The sequence below is a fragment of the Sphingobacterium bambusae genome, from assembly GCF_033955345.1.
Classification (GTDB): Bacteria; Bacteroidota; Bacteroidia; order Sphingobacteriales; family Sphingobacteriaceae; genus Sphingobacterium; species Sphingobacterium bambusae.
On the sequence record NZ_CP138332.1, the window covers coordinates 2041253 to 2060780 of the forward strand.

Here is a 19528-nt window from a genome sequence, read left to right on the forward strand (position 1 = left end):
CACGGGGGCAAATATGTTTTTATACTTTAACGGATGAATCCTGACAAAAAAAATTTGTGTTTTCCACCTACTATTTTATAGCTTTGGGACACATACCGGATCATTGCTCATCCGCAAACTTAATGATGAAGAGAAATTAATATGGACTTTTACAAAGGTGAACCCAGCATTCTATTGGCGGTTGACTGCATTATCTTTGGGTTCAATGGTGAATCACTGGAATTGCTTTTGATAAAAAGGGGTATTGAACCAGAGCGCAACAAATGGAGTCTGATGGGCGGATTTGTACAGCCGACGGAGAGCCCCGAAGGAGCTGCCTCGCGTGTGCTAAAGGAACTCACAGGGTTAGAGAATGTGTATATGGATCACTGCGGTATATTCGGTGACCCCAAACGCGAAAGCCATGAACGTGTAGTCAGTATGGCTTATGTTGCGCTGATCGACACCCACAAATACGAGCATATCATCAGCGATCATTACGAAGCGAAATGGTTCCCATTGGATAAACACCCTGATTTGATCTTTGACCATGATCAAATGATCACTACCGCCAAACGGGCCTTACGAACAAAGGCCGCCCTCTATCCTATTTTATTCGAATTGCTGCCCGAAAAATTTACGATCCCACAGATCGCGTCGCTTTACGAATGTGTGTATAATATCGAATTGGATAAGCGAAATTTTAGCCGTAAGCTACTATCCTCCGACTTGATTATCAAACTGAAAGAAAAGGACAAGGAGAATTCTAAAAAAGGTGCATTTTATTACCGACTGAACACAGATATCTATAAAGAGAAGATTATGTCGTTCCTACGTTATCTCCCAAGTTGGTCGATGGAAAATGAATAAGATGCACTGCTTGGCATTTGCTGCCAAACAGTGCATCAAAACAGGTATTTCTATTTAGGGTATCCTGGATTTTGCACTAAATTTTCACCCTCCTTATTGTTAAGCTGAATCTCTGACAATGGGATAGGCAAGAGCGCATTATGATCTTGGAATCCGCTGGTAATCTTATTAGCTGGTCCTTGATCGGTATTTAAGGCCATACGTTCTTTCAGTTTACCCGTACGCACCAAGGTCATACGACGATTTTCCTCGGCAATAAGTTCTCTAGCGCGTTCATCCAAAATAAAATCAACAGTCATCTGCCCGGCATTAACCACACCAAGTAGTGCATTACCTGTACGTGTACGCGCATCTTTAAAGGCTCTGTTGCGCAGGATATTGATATCTGCTGCTGCACCCGCCGTATTGTTTTGACGGAGACGTGCTTCTGCGCGTAACAGGTAGGTTTCGCCAAAGCGCATCACCGGCCAGTCTTTCACCAAAGCATATCCAAAATCGTCCAAAGGATCATAACCTCCCCATTTGGTTGGGTATGGATACCACACCTCCAAGCTATCCGTCCGGAAAGGAATAACTTTATCGCCAGTGCGAATGGTTACATTACGCACGCCAGCATCCTTCGCAACACGGAAGCCGGCTGCATCAACGCCTATTTCCGCACTGAAATTGGGACGGTTATAATTTGTCGTTCTGCGGATATTATAATTACTGTTGCGGATATCGCCATCAAGGCCTCTCCACACCGTGTATTTCATAAAATTGCTTAAGCGCAAACGGCCATTTCCGCGACCGCCTAGCGAATCAGCATTGACCATTCCATCCCACTTATGGTACCCCGGTTGCCAGACCCGACGATGTTGTGGATTATCAATGGTTCCACCGTTAACTTCCCGATTAAACTCCAGTTCAAAGGTCCAGATAGCTTCCGTATTACCTTCCGATCGGCGCATATTTCCTTGGCGAAACATATCCCGGTAATAATCGCCTCCTTGTGCCAAGTAATCGCCATAACGCGCTTCAATTAACTTATATTTTGCGCCATCGATAATTGCTGAAGACATGACTTCCGATTTTGTAAAATAGCTTGCGTCGCGCACACCGACACGTAAAAAGGCTTCTGCCGCCAGCTGTCGAGCCATGTCTTTATTGATACGGCTTTGGGTTGTAGCACTGCCTACTTCCGGCAAATTAGCCACGGCGAAATCAAGATCCTGTTCGATAAGTGCATCAATCGTAGCAACTTCCGTGCGCTTGTAATTAAAGGTCGGCACAGTGATCGACTCGGTCAACAACGGAACTGCCCCCCAAAGCGTGACCAAGGTATTGTAAGCGTAAGCACGGAAAAAACGGGCTTCGGCAGCAGCCTTCGGATTCGCTTCTTCCGATGCCTTAATAATGGTATTGGCATTATTGATCAGCTGGTAACATTTGTTCCACATGTAGCTAACGCCAGCATTTTCGGAGTTCAGATCGGCATACTGGTAAAACGGATTTTCAACGCCTTGCGTAGAGCCTGCACTCGTAATATCCATACCGATCTGCCAACAGGACAAGAAGCCCTGCTGCCCACTGTATCCCCAAAGTTCAGCATATATATAGTGTAGACCGATCAACTGGTTTTCAATGGTTGATGGATCATTTGCTCCCGCGTCGTAATTAGAATATGGCTTTTCGTCTAAGAAACTGTCGCTGCACGAACTTGCTCCAACGGCTAGCAGCGCAAGAAGAGAGAATATTTTTGTGTGTTTATATATTGTCATGACTGTATATTAAAAGGTAAGATTTAAACCAACAACATAAGTGCGCACCATTGGATAATTTAATGCATCACCAACACCGTCTACGCTATTCCCACGCGGAACATCGCGTGCCTCTGGATCCCAGCCTAGCCAATTGGTCCATGTATATAAATTGCGTCCGCTAGCGTAGGCCGTTATGCCACCAATACCGATTCGGCTCGCCACTGTTTTAGGCAGATTATAGCTAAAGGTTACATCCTTTAAACGGGTAAAGCTCGCATTAGATGGAAATCCGTATCCGTATATATTCGACCGATTGCTTAAAGACCGCCATTCATTACTTTGGTTTTCTGGCGTCCAATAACCTAATGCTGCCGGTGTGCTACGTCGACCCATTTCATCAGAGGCACCGCCAATCTGTGGATTATTACGTAGCGCTCCCTGTGTGGTCGTGATAAAGACGTTTAGGCTAAAATCTTTGTAAGTAAATGTATTCGTTAAGCCGCCTGTCCACTTCGGCGCAGTTTGTCCCAGAATTCTACGGTCATCATTATTGATGATTCCATCGCCACTTAAGTCGGCTAGCTTCACAGCTCCTGCCTCGGCTTGCTCATCCCAACCTTTATTGACTCCAGCGGCGATCTCTGCTTCTTGCCAAATACCCACTTTCGTGTAATCGTAGATTACACCAACGGGATGCCCGATAAACCAACGGTTACCTAAATCATCTTTACCGTCACCGTAGATATCTACGATTTTGTTTTTGTTATGGGCGAAAACTACGGTCGTAGACCAAGTAAAGTTCTCTTTAGCAACATTTTTAGATGTCAAGGTCACATCAATACCCGTATTTTCGAGTTTCCCTAAATTGCTCCAGACCTTGTCAAAGCCAGTTAAACGCGGTAAGTTTTGGTCCATAAGCATATCTTGTGTATGCGTTTTATAAAATTCAACGGTACCTGTTAAACGGTTATTCCATAGACCAAAATCAACACCGGTATTGAAACCTGCGGTCTTTTCCCATCGTAGATCGCCATTTCCCATTCGTGTTCTTAAACGTATTGCCGCACTAGATAGACCGCCCATCGCCAATGGATTGGAATCCATCAAAGCTAAAGCCTGATAAACAGTAATTGCTTCGTTTCCAGAAACCCCATAAGAGATACGCCATTTTAAATTATTAATTACATTTTTGGTGTTTGCCATAAAGGATTCGTTGTGAATATTCCACGCCAAAGCTGCAGACGGGAAAGCCCCATATTTATAGTTGCTACCAAAAACGGAGGCTCCATCACGGCGAACCGTTAATGTAGCCATATAGCGGCTATCATAAACATAGTTTAATCTTCCCATTTGTGAAATACTACGGTACAAGTCAGCAAAAGAAGATACTTTCTGCGTAGAAGCGCTACCTAAATTTCCCCATCCTAGGGCGTCATTCGGAAAGACTTCGCCTGTCGCAATAGCTTCTTGATAATATTTGCTTTTCGACGCGTATAATCCTGTAAAGTCCAAATGATGCAAGCCAAAGTCCTTTGTATAGGTCAAGATATTTTCAATGGTATACGTCTGTGACTCCCTGTTGGTAATTCTGCCTAAACCAGCGAAATTATAGACTGACTCCCCTTCGTATTCGTTGGTACGCTTGGGCACAAAGGTATAACCTCCGTTAAACTTGTATTTCAAACCAGCTAAGGGCGACCAAATCTGACCGAAGTTCATTTCCACGTAGCCGTTCAATGTCACGTTAAACTCTCTTCTCTCTGGGTTTAACGTCGTCGGCAACAGTGGATTTGTCCATAATTGCTCGGAGTACATAGGAAACTGCGTAAGCGTACCGTCATCATTGAACATTTTTGCATATGGGCTCATGGCCGCGGCTTGCATCAAGTTGGCACGGCCGCCATCCCGATTGTGCGAAGCAATAAAGGCAGAGGTTCCCGCAGATAAGTATTTGGTGGCTGTAAAATCTGTATTCGCCCGGAAGGAGTAACGTTTATAATTATAGCCTTTTAGAATACCTTTTTGGTTTAGATAATCGGTCGATATAAAATAGCGTGCGTTCTCGCTCCCGCCAGATATGCCTACGTTATGGTTCTGTATGACACCCGTCTGCATCACCGCATCAAACCAGTCTGTCGTAGTTCCGTTGATATAATTATCGTATTCAAATTGATTGCGTACCGGACCTCCATTATACAACGCCGAATTGTTTATCCGTGCGTATTCCTGATAACGATTGAGCAATTCCTCTCCGGAAACCGGCTCCAATATGTGCGCAGCTTCTTCCACACCACCATAACCGCTATAGCGAATCGTAGGTTTACCCGTCGTTCCACGCTTTGTTGTGATCAAAATAACCCCATTAGATCCATTTACCCCGTAAATTGCCACTGCAGATGGATCTTTCAATACTTCTACCGATTCAATATCGTTGGGATTGATATCGTTGATGGATCCATCCGTTCGCGTTAATGGAATCCCATCGACCACGATATACGGACCGCTGCCGCCGCTCATCGAATTTTGTCCTCTAACTAATGTCGAGGGTGCGTCGCCTGGTACTGAAGACGCTTGGGAAATATTTACGTTGGATACTGATCCCTGAATCGCCTGCATCACGTTTGTCACTGGCAAACGAGACAAACGCTCTTTAGGCACCGAAGCAACGGAACCTGTAATATCGGAACGCTTTTGCGAGCCATATCCCACTACCACGAGCTCCTCCAGCATATTGTCGCTAGGGCTAAGTAATACATCGAGATTATTTGTCTGACCCACGGTGATTTCCTGCTCCGCATAGCCTACATAGGTAAACAGTAATACGGCACCACGGTTTACGTTGAGCGTAAATTTTCCGTCTGCAGCAGTCTGTGTACTTGCCGTTCCCCCTTTAACCACGACGGTCACGCCGCCCAGTGCGCTGCCATTTGTCACGTCCTTCACCTGTCCACTGATGGAGGCTTGCTGCGCGAAGCCCGGCAAAGCCGATAGCATCACACAGAAAAGCATTAGAAATGCTTTGAAAGTTGATTTTGTAATAATTTTTAGCATAGTTTGTTGGTTGTTGATTCTTGGTTAACATTTCATCTATCCCGTAGCAATTGCATAATTAGGCTGTCGATAGATCTCTTCCTTCTCTTTTTTTGTGTTTAATTTTGGTTCATACTGCTGTTTTTTGTTTGTTTAAAATGGTCATTAGCATGATACGTTAGGCATCGAAGGATCCCCTTGTACAATTCTATCTGGCAAAGGCCAAATGCAGTAAACGTTTTGTGCTAACTTCTTGGTTTATATTTTAGCTTGACGGCCTTGGCACGTCATTATCACAACAGCAAATATAGAGAGGGGGGTAGAATTCGATGTCTAATTTTGGTTCAAAATAGTCGAATATGGCTTCAAGGCCGATGATAACACTGATTATCAAGGCATTTTCTTGAAGCCTTCTTTGCTAATTTTCCAAGTACCATCCTTTGGAAAGCCGGGAAACTCTCCGGCCGAGTCGTCCCAACCTTCCAACATCATGGCAACAGCCGTAAGTAGACCGCCGTTACCGGGCAAGTAGATTCGCAATCGGTCATCCTGATAATTGTGCCCATTTTTCAGATACGTGTTTGTTTGAATATCCATAAAAAGAGCATCCAACGCTTTTTGAGGTAAATCTAGGCGTGCGGCATTCATGGCCGTCATCGGGAAATCCCATCCCCAGGTATCTTTCCAATGCCATTTTGACCATACGGTATCCCATGTATTTTTCATAATGGCTGTGTCCAGCTTGGTCGAATTGGGTACCATCCCCAACGCTCCTAAGACTGCAGGATGGTCTGTCATCCATTTCGGAAAGGTATAACTATCCGTAGCGGTTTCCGTAGCCAAATACACATTGTCTTGAACTGGTAAAGGAGCCAATTTATCGATTACCTCCTTCCATTTTTGAACAGGAGCCTCGCCCAAGCGTTCTTTCCACCGGAGCGCGGTGCGTAAAGCCCAGTCCCAATAGGCTAGCTCATATGTCGGATTTTTCGTTTCTGCCGCCTTAAACACCTCTTGTGCCGGAATAACACCCAGCCCCAAATTGTACCGGTCCTTTTTGTTGTCATAATAGGCATAGTCGGCCATAAAATCTGCCGTAGCAAACACTAGTTCCTTATATAGTTGCAAAATAGATGTATCAGCATGATGTCGATAGGCCAACTCGCTCATATAAATGATGTGAGGCTGTTGCCAAATAAGGAATGCCGCAACGGAAGAAGGACTTTCGTTACCCGCATGATCGGACATTTTTATCCAGCGCACGCCTTGATATCCTTGGCGCTCTGCCAATAGCTTTGCCTTATCGAAGGTTCGAAAGTAATACGCCAAGGTTTTCTCCATGATTTCCGGACGTCCCCATAGCGCATAGTGCACGCCGTGCCACCAATGCATCTCGGTGTGCGGCTTGCCATACCAACTGTTAAAGGTCAATCCCGTTTCCTGGGGAGGATTGCTTCCCGCACACTGCACCTTGGTAAGGTATTGCGACAGTACCACGCGCCGCTCCAACTCCTGTGCACGTGGATCGGTACTACCTGCAAAGTCTACCGCAGCACCGCTTTTCCAGTAGGCAGCCCAAGAAGCGGTACTCTCTTTTTCCGTCTGTTTATAACTTAGCTTGCTTTCATCGAATTCATTTTTAGCAGCAAAAGAACATATCAACTCAAAAGTATCTGATTGTGTATTCGGTGTAAACACGAAATGGTGTTTTCCCTTGTGTGCATAGTGCCCTGCTGTGGATTGAAACCGAGTAAAATAAGTGATCCCCGACAGGATATGTTCAATCAATGCCATCGTGCTATTTTGCACTAACAAGGCGGAATGATGTTTCGATTCTTCTTCATAATATACGGCTTCATCCAAAAATTTCCCCGTTGGATAAGGATATCGCAGGAAAACCTTGATTCGTCCCTCGGCAATTAAAGATGAAGAAACTTTTACCGCCAGTCGATCGGAACTCTGCCCAGCAACAGTCCACACCTCCACAGGCTGTCCTTCCACCTGAAATACACTATGTATTATCCCCGTCCATAAGTCAATGCTTTGTTCAATTCCTCGTATATCGCCTACCTTGGCCGTTTCTCCGTTTCTACGTTTGATCTCCAAGCCTACATTTCCAAGTTGCAAACGATGTGGATTAACACGGTAATATTCCGTCGCCTCCCGATGTCGATCACTTTCTTTGTGCTGTACGCTATATTTTGCCTGTCGGCCTTCTGCGTTAAAGTCGTAGGTCTTCAGCGTTTCCTCGAAGTTAAAGCCGCTTGTGTTTGGAAAACTATTCCATCCCCATTCAGATTGTGTGCCCAAGGGAACGCCATTGCGATAGTACACCGGAAAAGATTGCATACCAGTGGCATCGACCGTGTAGGCAAAAGCACCATTACCAACGGTCAAAGAAGCCAGCGTATCCATGCTATTATTGACAATATTGTGCCGTTGCACGACAGCCTTACGATTTATGTTAGAAGGCTGTTGCGCCCAACAGAAGGGACAAAGCAGCAGTAAAAGCCCAAAGATGATATTCTTTTTCATCGCATCTATTTGAACGTTGTCTATCGATAAATAGGTAAGCGTACTCTAGCATGACCGTACTTGGTCTAGGGGCGCTCGCCAACACAGAGGTTTTACCGATCATCAATCAAATGAAGTAATCGCTTTCCCGTTGATAACTACATTTTTGAGCGTTACCTGCTCGAGGTGATCTACTTTATAGGGCTCTTGAACACCATCAATACGGCAATTTATCATCGTAAAATTCGTTACTGGCGAAGACTCGTAGGCATTGGACAATACCGCATACTTACCGCCACCCTTTACGTTCAAGTTTTCCACCCATACATTGCGGATCGTCGGAATATGCTTGCCCGGCTTTTCATAGAACATATTGAACCGCACGGCGGCTTCCTTATATTGCCCTACTTCGGTATTATAGAAAAAGACATTCTCGATGACGCCTCCGCGGCTAGAGCTTGTCTTTATGCGCAGTGCTCTGTCCAGATTTGGACTATCCATCACGTTGTTTAGCGCGTAAATATTCCTTGCGCCGCCAGCGATCTCACTTCCGATCACGACACCTCCATGCCCATCTTTCATCATACAGTTTTCGATGATGTGGTTTTCGGCTGGACGACCAATATTCCGGCCATCTTCATCGCGTCCTGATTTGATTGCAATACAATCATCTCCGGTATCAAAATAACAATCTTTAATCCATACATTTTTGCAGGCTTCCGGGTCGCACCCGTCATTATTAGGACCATGGCTTACAATTTTCACACGTTCTATAAGCACATTCTCACACAAGACTGGGTTAAGGTTCCACATCGGCGAATTGATCATTTTCACATCGGCGATCCACACATTTTTACAATGGTAAGGCTGCACAAAGTTGGGTCGCAGGAAATGTCCATCGCCATATATTCGCTGCCTAGGGTCAAGCTCTTCCGCCATCTGCTGATGCAAGATTGCTCGGGCAGGCTTTTGCTCGCCGGGTCTATTCTCCTGCCACCCATATTGACGTGCTCCACACCAATACCACCAATGATCGTTATTAGCGTTTCCATCCAAAATGCCTTTTCCGGTAATCGCTATATTCTCTTCCTCATAGGCGTAGATGAAAGGTGAAAAATTCATACATTCCATACCTTCCCAACGGGTAAACACCATAGGATAATCGGAGCTATCGCGGCTAAATAAAATTGTTGCTCCTTCGCTAACATACAAATTAACATTACTTTTCAAGTAGATTGCTCCTGTCAAGAAAGTGCCTTTAGGCACGACCACGCGGCCGCCACCGTCTTTATTGCATTGGTCGATAGCTTTCCGAAAAGCTTCCGTGTTTATGGACGATCCATCTCCCTTTGCGCCAAAGGTCGAAATCAGGTAATCTTTTTTACGGAACTGGGGAGCAACAATCTGTTTCTTCAATGTTTTAATTTCAGCAAGCGGTTGGGAAGCCATAGTCCAATGTGCATCTTGCGCCATAGCGCAAAGGAGGCTTACATTTAAGAGGATACTGCCGATCAATTTCTTTATCATAGCGGTTTACATGTACTCGTTTACTTTAGCATTATAGGTTTACAACAACAAGATATCAAAAAGAGCTGTTATGTGTATCCTGCGCTATCCTGAAATTACAGCAGACTTCGGCAACGTATCATGAAAAACAGGCTACCCGCAAGTAACCTGTTTCAAAATTGTTGACATAGCGGACTAATAACCCGGATTTTGCATCGCTTGTTTTTCTGCACTATTCAACGGCCGACCTTCCGTTTGGATAGCATCTAAAAAGCCTTGCGGAATGGGTCTTAGGTAATGCTTGTTTTCCAGCGGATTGGCTTCGTTGCTAAAAATCTGGGCGCGTTTAACCAGTGTTTTTGTTCGCGATAAATCTTCCCAACGCATCAGTTCACCCATTAATTCGCGGGAGCGTTCATTCAGGATAAAGGCCAAAAATTTCTCTTGGTTCGATCCTGCAGCCAAAACGTCGTAGAATTGGTCGGTCGCATTAAAAATATCGGTTGCACTGCCGAGGGTCATCGCCGTTGCTGTGGCGGCTGTCGTCTCCGCCATGTTGTTGGACTCATAATAAGTATTGCTTTCCGAAAAAGACACGAAGGCCGTTGGCGGCACCACTTCGTTATTTTTATAAGCGATCCCGCCATCCACATAAGCCGATCGCACTTCGCCATCCTTATATGCTGCACGTGCACGTACCGCGTTAATATAAGGTATTGCCGCCTCATAATTGCCCTGTCGGCCTAAAGCCTCAGCCACGATAAGGTAGGTTTCCGCGACACGTGCCAAAATGCCATCGCGATTTCCAAATTGATTCGCCACCCCATTACGCGAACCATCCGCAAACTTCGACATGGTCAGGTAGCGACTTGCTTCGTAATTGCCATGATTACCTTTGTAGCTTTGGGCATTTCCGCTAAAGTAGCGCACAAACATATGGGGCGCACGACGTCGGATATTTTCTGCCGTATATCGGCTATCACCCGCATCATTAACGATATATTTTATAGAAACTTCACCTCCCTTAAATTTCGCTGTATTCACTAATTCGGGCGAAGGAGCGGTTGTCGCATCCCAAGTGGGCGCTGCTGCTGGTCGGTTACATAAATACTCGGTTTTAAATGTCTTCCAAAAACGGGAGTCGTTCACCCTATCGTACACATCCACAGCGTAATCGGAGGTACGAAGTCGCTGAAACTCGCGACCGCCGGGGATATCACGTTGCATACCTGCTAAATTTTGGTAAACAGATGGAAAATGTAAGTGCAATTGGTTCCCATAGCGACCGGCGGTAGCAACATTATCCGAAAACTGTGCTGCCAAAATGATTTCCGGAAGGCTTTCATTGGGGCCATCGGGTGTGGTAAAGTTCCAAAGATCACGGAAATTATCTGCTAGGTGATGTGGGCTTTCCTCGATGACCATACGACCATAGCGTATAGCCTGTTCCAAGTCGGCATCTCGGGTATCGCCATTCCAATCCGCGTAAAGTTCACTGGCCCGATATAGATATGCTTTTGCCAAGAAATGTGCCGCTGCCCACTTGGTCAATCGACCTCGCTGCGCTGGCGTTTCGGGAAGGAGCGAGAACGCTTGGCTAAGGTCAGCGATCACCTGTTCATAAACTTCCTTCGGGCTGCTTCGCTGAAACTCCAATTGCACCGTAAAGGCCGGTTCCAGTTGGATCGGTACGGCACCATACTGTTTAACCAATTTAAAGTAGTTAAAACCACGAATAAAATGGGCTTCGCCTAATCGGGTGTCTTTCGTTCCCTCATTGGTGTAGAATGTCGGGATATTCGCTAGAGCGATATTGGCAGAATTGATCGGCACATACATATTATCCCACACATCGGTTGCCTCAGCGGTGAAACTATTCAATGTAGAGCCGTAAGACCCCCACATTTCTTTCGTGCGGTCGCCACCGATCCAAAATTCATCCGTCCCATAATTTGTTGTAGCATAAGCCCACTCGTAATTAAAATGAAACTTTAATGTTTGATAGATGCCCGTTATGAGACCGTCCAAGCCTTCAGTCGTTTCATAATCAGCTGTATTCCTTGCTGTCAGAAGTTCCTCATCCAAGAAGCTCTTTTGGCACCCTTGGGATAAAGTGAAACTGATAGCCGCCAGTACCATATAGATAATTCTCTTGTTTACTAATTTCATCGCTAAAGATTTAAAAACCAACATTTAATCCAAACACAACGCCTCTGTTAAAAGTCGAGCCCCCAAGGTCTGGATCTATCCAATCAACCTTGGAATATAGCAACCCGGGGTTCATCGCTTGCGCGTATATCCGTAGACGAGAGAGCTTAAGACGCTCCGTCAGGTTCGTAGGTAAGGTGTAGCCTAAGGACACATTTCTTAATTTAATAAAGGTACCATCCTGATAATCCATGGAGCGCATGTAAGGGTCGCCACCGGCATTGTTATAATTTGGAGCCGGATATTCATTCGTCGGATTGCTCGGCGTCCAGTAATTCACCTCTCGCTGTGCAAATCGTCCTTGCAACGCTTCGGCTCCACCCCTCACCATAAATCCGCCACGGCCGTAGATAAAAAATGTCAAATCAATATTTCGATATGCAAAGGTATTGGCGAAACCAAAATTCCATGTTGGGGTGCTGTAGCCAACAATTTCGCGATCATTGGCATCGATAAAGTAGTCGCCGTTAGCATCTTTAACACGGATATCCCCTGGCCTAAAAACACTTCCATTCTCGGCAAAGCGAGCCATTTCGGCCAAATCTTCCGGTGTATCTTGCCAAATACCTACTTTAACAAAGTCAAAATACGCGCCCATCCGTTTGCCGATAAAACGTGCATTTGAAGGGTCATCAAATTTACCCTGTGCAAGTTCTTCCAGACGGTTTTCACTGTAGGTGAAACTAACCGTTGAATTCCACGAAAAATCGGTAGTCTCTACATTCACGGTATTTACCGTAATATCTATTCCCTTGTTGGAGGTCTGTCCTACATTGTCCCAAGTAGTGGTATAACCCAAGATGGTCGGTATGTTGCGTGGCAACAAGAGGTCTTTTGTTGTTGAAGTGTAGAAGTCCAGCGATCCACTGACGCGATTCTTAAACAATGCGAAATCTACTCCATAATTGATTTGCGACGTTTTCTCCCAACCTAATTCTTTGTTGGGCATGGGCAAGGGATCTCTAGTGGAGGGATCGGAAGGCACATAGCCCGGCTCTACCAAATCTCCCCAAGTGTAATAAAGAATCTGGAGCATCCCCAATGTCATGTAAGGATCGACCGCTGAATTTCCAGTCACCCCATACCCAATCCGGGCTTTTAACTGATTAATCCAAGTACTATTCTCCAAAAACTTTTCTTTATCCAATCGCCAGGCAACTGCTAAGGAAGGAAACGTATCCCATTGGTATCCTTTCGCCAAAACGGAAGAACCATCCCAACGCATGGACCCCGTAAAGAGATATTTACCATTGAAATCATAATTCAACCTAACCATATAAGAAGTCAACTGCTGTTCGATAAGGTTGGAGGAGAAGCCTTGTAGCGCATCGACCGAGTTCAACTGATACCATTTTTGGTAGTTCCAAGGTAAATTGACGGCCGTCATACTAGATGATTCCGTTCGATTGACGGTAGCAGTCTGTAGGAATGTAGCACCCACGTTATGCGCGCTCGCAAAAGTCTTGTTGTAGTACAATAAGTTATCCAATGTCCATGAAAATCGCATGTCTTGGTTAAGCTGCGCATAATTCGTAGAGCCCGGCTCCCCCGCTCCTCTGTTAACGGATTGCTCATCCATCCAGCGGCCATTGCGGTTGCTATAATAGTCAGGACCAAAGTTTACTTTATAGCGGAGTCCTTTAACCGGCTCAACTTCTGCATATATACTTCCGAAATTGCGAAATACCAGTCTTTCATTCACATTGAAGTTTGTTTCTAGGATAGGATTTTGGATGTTCACATCTCCACCGGGCAAGTTGATACGCTCACCATTAGCATCAAACGGCACAGCATAAGGTAGCATGGCTCGGGCAGCGAAGTACAGGTTGCCTGGCCCTGTGGCATTGGTTGTCGCATAGCCATAATTTTGGTCACCATAGGTACTGTTCAATACAGCCCCCATGCGAAACCAGTCTTTAGGTTTAATATCTATGCTAAGTTTGCCTGAGTAGCGCTGATAGTCCTGTCCGAGCTGTGTTCCATCCTGCTTAAGATATCCAAAAGATCCGTAAGCCTGCACTTTCTCGGTACCACCGCTAGATGACAAAATATGGTCATGAGTGACACCGGTTTTAGTTACGTAGCCCGTCCAATCAGTCGTTGGCACAAGGCTTCCATCCCAAGTACCATTTTGCCAACCCTTTAAGACGTTTGCCCAAGCAATGGGATCCTGTCCGAAGATGGTTTCATCGCTCGCCTGATCGGGTTGATCGGGGTACTGATCGATCCTGCGAAACGCGTCACGTCGGAAATCGATGTATTGTGCCGAATTCATCATCTCCGTCAAATCGTGCAAGTTTTCTATGGTTGATGTCCCAGAATAATCCAGCGTCATATGTCCGGTCTTCCCTCGTTTTGTAGTGATGATGATAACGCCATTTGCACCTCTAGAGCCGTAGATCGCCGTAGCGGAAGCATCTTTTAAGATATCCATGGTTTCGATATCCTTTGGATTTAAGAACTCGATGCCGCCAGAATTTAGGGGTACACCATCAACCACATATAGCGGCGAATTACTAGCCAAGATGGATCGCTCGCCGCGCACACGGACAGACCCTACCTCGCCAGGTCGTTCATTGGATGTAACATCTACACCTGCAGCACGACCTTGCAACGCCTGCAACGAATTGTTTACCGGCATGGCCGTAATCTCTTCACTACTGACGGTAGTAACCGATCCTGTCAAATCTGATTTTTTAACAACATTATATCCAACGACGACCACTTCCTCCACCACTTCACTTTCCGCCGCCAACAGGATCGCGATTTTGTTCCGATTAGCAATTCGCTGTTCCTGCGCGGTGAAACCTAACATCGTGAAGACCAAGGTTCCCTCTCCGGGAGCGCTGATCTGAAAAGCACCGTTGGCATCCGTTGTCGTAGCCACCGCTGTGCCTTTCAGCTTTACGGTCACGCCGGGTAGCGCACTTCCTTCAGCATCTTTTACGGTACCCGACACCAAACCTTGCGCTCGGGTGGAGAGCGCAAACATTAAAGTTAGGCACACGAGGAAAAGCTGCTTTCGAAAGGTCAGCATCCGGCCTACATCCATCATTTTTTTCATCTGCATTTTGTTTTGTAAAAATCCCTAAACACCTATATGGTTTTGAGCAAGGACTTAAATAAAATCTCACAAAGAAGAAATAAAATAAAGAAACCCGAACTATTCGACACACAACAGTTTATGCGAATTTTGATATGCAGCACATTCCTAAATTTCGACGATACGATTCATTTCATATCGAAGTAAACCTTAATAACGATAAAATGGCGGGTGTTGGCGGTTTATCTTTCTTCCCTAGCAAGTCTTTCTCAAAATACCTCCCTCAAAAAACTATAAGGGCAAGGTATGCAAAGCGGATAAGTGCAGCAACCTGCCGTATCCTGCGTACAGGAAAGTCAATAGGATTATTCAAGGCAAAAACAAGTATTTACCGCAAAAAAATAATACAAATACGGGGATTTAAGCCTGAAATTCCCCGCGTCAAATGGAGGGGCGAATATTGATATAAAAAGGGACCTCAAGCTGTTTGGTTTCCTTTGATTTAATAATTTGAGCAGCATACTTTCCCATCAGCTCAAAATCCGTCGAGATGGTGGTGATACCGTTTAAGATAAATTTTTTCAAAGGGGTCTCGTTGTAAGAGATGATACCAATATCCTTCCCTACTTGATAATTTTTAGCAATAGACTTTTCAAGGATGAGTACCAAATCATCTTCCGCAAGATTGATATAACATTCGCCCTTCTTTATCGGTTCTTTGGCGAGGCTGCCAACGAGTGTATGATCAAAAGCATATTGCTGGCAAAATTTATAAAAACCTTTAATAATCGCTTTTGGATAATCGCTATTATCGGGAAATATTAATTTGAGCGCTCTATATCGGGACAAAGGCTCCAGCGCTTTCTCCAGCGCCTCATAGATATCTTTTTCATAATTTTCGTACACCGCATCAATATGGCTCCCAAAGCCATCCACCATCTTGCCGAGTACGAGCAATTTATCCATAGGTATTAAGGAAAGTACCTCTGGAGCTTGGTCACGTCCTTCCTTGAAATGTGGGAAAATGACATATCGATCGTATTGTTTCGTCAGATTAAGCAAAAGAGTGCGCAGATGCGATATATCACTGTTGTAAACGAAAAGATCCAGCGAAGCCTCTTCTCCAAGTTCGCGTGCCAAGGCGTCGTAAACAATCTTCTTATGGGCACTGAGTTTATTGAGGAAGAGTGCTATTTTCTGTTTGTTCACCACATCGGACTTCGCAACGAAGTATCCTTTTCCTGGCGTGGAAGAGATAATATCCAAACTTTTCAGATGTTTGTACCCTTTTTCAACAGTATCACGTGAGATATCCAGATGCACGCTGAGCTCATTGATTGAGGGCAGAATGTCGCCTTGCCGAAGATGACTACGCTTGACGCCATCGATGACCGCATCAGCCAATTGAAGATACTTCGGCGTTGAGGAGAAGTCGCTAATCTGAATGCTATGAATGAATTCCTGATTGTTCATGGTTGCTTCATCTACGTGATGTGCTAAAGAAACGGTTTTTTGCATACAAATGCAATTCCTGTCTTCCAAGTTTTTTGACCAGCTTAAAATGACCTGCTGGGACGCATCAATACGCAAATAGCTTCACCGGTCCCTTCAGGCCACTATCCATTATTTTCCAACCACTTGCATCGAAGTTCTTGTAGTCGATATTGACAAAGTTTATTTCGTGATAATTTCGCCAAGACACCTTACGCTTATCTAAATCACGCACGCGGTTGGACATGAGATTTGCAACCTCTACTCGAATGATGTTATCCCCCTCCTGTAGAAGCGATCCAATCTCCAGTTGAAACGGATGCGCCCATAATATTCCCGCTTCTTTATTGTTCACAAACACCCGTGCACTTTCGCCTACCTCGCCAAGCGTCAGTAGATACGATTTATCCGGTCGCTTACGCAATTTTACCGTGGTTTCGTATTGAGCGATGCCCGAAAACCGATTGGCATCCTGATCATTCCATGTCGTCCAAAAAGCGAGTTTTTTCAATGTGCGAGATTTGGGTAACACCGGACCACCACTTAGGAAACTTACTTTCCACGGTTGGTTAAACAGTGGTAGTTCCTCCATCTTGTCGACGTACCGGTAAGCAGCTGCTTGCGTGGAATCATCGGATACGGCAACAATCCATGCATACCCAGATGGGATTTGTAAACGGACTTGGCCTCCCGCATTGGGTAGCACAGCTATTTTGCCGGTCTGAGGATCCAGCAAGGTATAGTTGCTACCAACAGCATTTAGGCGGAAAACATCATCAATTGTTTCCCCACTGTGGTTAACAAAATAGTAATACGTCTTCTCGTTGCCTACTCGGCGACTAAATTTCAACTTCGAACGCACCAACCGCTCCGGAAAAATATGCTCCGTTTCGAGTGCCGATTGGACATCTTCCGTCAGGTATATTTTGCCTTTACCATAAGCGGTATACTGGTTCTCTCCTTCCTCCGAAAATTTTAAGCGCGCACGGAGATCGTGCAATTGTTTCTGTCGCTGAGCTACATTATGCAAGCCGGGGACATCCTCCGGCAAGCCTTGAAATATAAGCGTGGCTCCTTCTTCGGCGAGTTCAAGCAATTTAGCGAAGGTATTTTCCGAAAAATATTGACTTTTTGGAACTACGATAGCCTTGTAAGGACGTGCATTCTTTGCGGTAAACAATTGTCTGTGATCCATTCTTGCTTGTTCTAGAATAGCGTCTGACACAAAATCAAAACAGTATCCCGATTGTTGCAGCCCCATACTTTGTTTATAAAAATCCGTTGGATGCAGCCAATGGTCGACGTGATGCACGCTAAGCGTCTTAAATGGCGCTTCGGTATCGTGCCATATGTCATAAATTGGCCAGTAGATCAAGAGTTCGTTATCCGCTTGTGTAGATTGTAGGATGGACTGCACCCGCGTCACGTACTGATTGAGCCCTGACATATGCGTCCACAGCGGGTTGTTACTCGTAAAATTTACTGACGCATAAAATAGCCAGCCTGGGAATGGTATATCGGCAGGCGAATAAGTGGTGCCGTGGTAGAAAACATGGTTCACCCCCGCCAAAAACAGCTGTTCAATCTCAGGCTTAGCCTGCGACAACGACGTTCTAAAATGCTCAGTAAGCCAAGTAAATGTTTCCGAGGAGGTATATTTTTTGCCATGGGTATTCGTCGCCGAAGAGGCAAACTTGAACATCATAGGGTCAGGGTCGACATTGCGGATATCTGCTGAATCTCGACGCAGTCGTGGAATATTGAAAAAACTGGAACCGAAGGTTTCACATTCAGCAATATCCGTGCTAGCGTACAGATCAATGAGGTTTCCTGGCGATCCGTGTGCTTGATTGCGAGACAATGCTCCTCGCTCCTGTGAAAAAGACGTAAAAGGAATCAAAAAATTAGTACGAAGAATCTCGCTTACTACGTCACGGTAATCCGATTTCACCCGTGCTTCCCGATCTTTATCGTTTCCCTTTCCGGAAAAATCAAGGAGATGATCTTCCAGTCTATAATTTTTTCGCTTCCGAAATTCATCCAGAAAACTATCGGTCCAATTTGCCCCATACACCTCGTAACTATCGTTAAAAAAAGAGCGTATAGGAATTTCCCTTGCTTGAAAAGCCTGCGTAAAGGATGTCAAATAATGCTCCACGGATGTCGCCCCGAGATGATCGAGTGTAAAACCTTCACCACCCGGTGCAGCGCGTTTCACCCGCTGCTTGGTGCGCCCAGAAAAGAGTGCCATCATACGCAGGTCTTCCGGCGCAGACCATTGTCCCGTTGTTTTTCCGATGAGCTGGTCTAAATTGATCTCTTCGCCATTTGCCTTGAAAGCGCGGAGCGCCTGCAGTTTTGCGAAAGTTTCCTTCTTTTCTTGTGGCCCCAACGGGAAGTTTAAAGTTTCACCTGTCTTCAACAGCACTTCATCCAAGAAGAATTTGCTGGCGGCATCTTGATCGGTGACCTGAGGGCCACCGAATGGCCATCCTGTACCTAGGTTCATATCGACGCCAAGGCCTAGATCAGCTGCTTTTTCGGTGGTAAATTCCAGCATGTCCATCCAAGAGTTGGATAAATAAGGGATGTACCGAGCTTCGTAACCCTTTGCGCCATAAATAGGAGTTACCTCGACTCCTCCAAAGCCGACCTCATCAAAGAGCTGTAGTTCACGTGCTATGTTGGTTTTATCCACAGCCGACCCCATCCACCACCAGCGGGTCCATGGTTTCATTTCTTTGGTGATGGAGGGCCATCCTTCCTGTGCAAATGTGGTATTCACCAACAACCCACAACATAGCAGCGTTAACCATCTTCTTTTCATCATGCGTTAATCTAAATGGAATACCGAAGGAAGGGGAGTTGATACTGGGGAAAAATCAGCATGGGTTTCCATTATATCCGCCATATATTTCCACCAGCGCTGCACCACTTCTGTCTTTCCAAGATCTTGTGAAGAGCTGCCGCTAAGACGCTGCACGGCGAATAAGGAATTGGATTCTTCGTCAAAAAAAATCGTGTAATCGGCGATACCATTTTCCTTGAGAAGCAACACCAGTTCTGGCCAGATAGCTGCATGTCGTTTTTCATATTCCGCGCGCATTCCCGGCTTCAATTTCATCTTAAAAGCAATTTTCTGCAT

Annotated in this window: 10 protein-coding genes; 1 reads left to right on the forward strand and 9 read right to left on the reverse strand. The window is 45.4% G+C overall.

What is annotated here, in order from left to right; translation table 11 throughout:
- The first annotated feature begins 141 nt into the window (after window positions 1–141).
- On the forward strand, window positions 142–849 hold the full coding sequence (locus SCB77_RS08700; RefSeq protein ID WP_320186040.1) for an NUDIX hydrolase: 708 nt from the start codon (window positions 142–144) through the stop codon (window positions 847–849).
- A gap of 50 nt (window positions 850–899) precedes the next feature.
- Here SCB77_RS08700 and SCB77_RS08705 read toward each other — a convergent pair whose 3' ends face one another.
- The 9 genes from SCB77_RS08705 to rhaM form a co-directional block, all read right to left on the reverse strand.
- Window positions 900–2609 (reverse strand): RagB/SusD family nutrient uptake outer membrane protein, encoded by a 1710-nt coding sequence (locus SCB77_RS08705; protein ID WP_320186041.1) that lies wholly within the window; start codon window positions 2607–2609, stop codon window positions 900–902.
- A gap of 9 nt (window positions 2610–2618) precedes the next feature.
- Window positions 2619–5642: a SusC/RagA family TonB-linked outer membrane protein gene (locus SCB77_RS08710; protein WP_320186042.1), complete on the reverse strand. Its 3024-nt coding sequence runs from the start codon at window positions 5640–5642 to the stop codon at window positions 2619–2621.
- Window positions 5643–6011: 369 nt separating this feature from the next.
- On the reverse strand, window positions 6012–8156 hold the full coding sequence (locus SCB77_RS08715; protein WP_320186043.1) for a hypothetical protein: 2145 nt from the start codon (window positions 8154–8156) through the stop codon (window positions 6012–6014).
- Window positions 8157–8258: 102 nt separating this feature from the next.
- Complete coding sequence (locus SCB77_RS08720; RefSeq protein WP_320186044.1) at window positions 8259–9662, reverse strand: glycoside hydrolase family 28 protein; 1404 nt, start codon at window positions 9660–9662, stop codon at window positions 8259–8261.
- A gap of 174 nt (window positions 9663–9836) precedes the next feature.
- Window positions 9837–11810, reverse strand: a complete 1974-nt coding sequence (locus SCB77_RS08725) for a RagB/SusD family nutrient uptake outer membrane protein (protein ID WP_320186045.1) — start codon at window positions 11808–11810, stop codon at window positions 9837–9839.
- Between the two features lie 10 nt (window positions 11811–11820).
- Window positions 11821–14913 (reverse strand): SusC/RagA family TonB-linked outer membrane protein, encoded by a 3093-nt coding sequence (locus tag SCB77_RS08730; RefSeq protein WP_320186046.1) that lies wholly within the window; start codon window positions 14911–14913, stop codon window positions 11821–11823.
- A gap of 420 nt (window positions 14914–15333) precedes the next feature.
- Window positions 15334–16410, reverse strand: coding sequence for a GntR family transcriptional regulator (locus SCB77_RS08735; RefSeq protein ID WP_320186047.1), 1077 nt, complete (start codon window positions 16408–16410; stop codon window positions 15334–15336).
- 61 nt (window positions 16411–16471) lie between these two features.
- Window positions 16472–19213, reverse strand: coding sequence for a glycosyl hydrolase (locus SCB77_RS08740; RefSeq protein WP_320186048.1), 2742 nt, complete (start codon window positions 19211–19213; stop codon window positions 16472–16474).
- Between the two features lie 3 nt (window positions 19214–19216).
- Window positions 19217–19528 (reverse strand): L-rhamnose mutarotase, encoded by a 312-nt coding sequence (gene rhaM, locus SCB77_RS08745; protein WP_320186049.1) that lies wholly within the window; start codon window positions 19526–19528, stop codon window positions 19217–19219.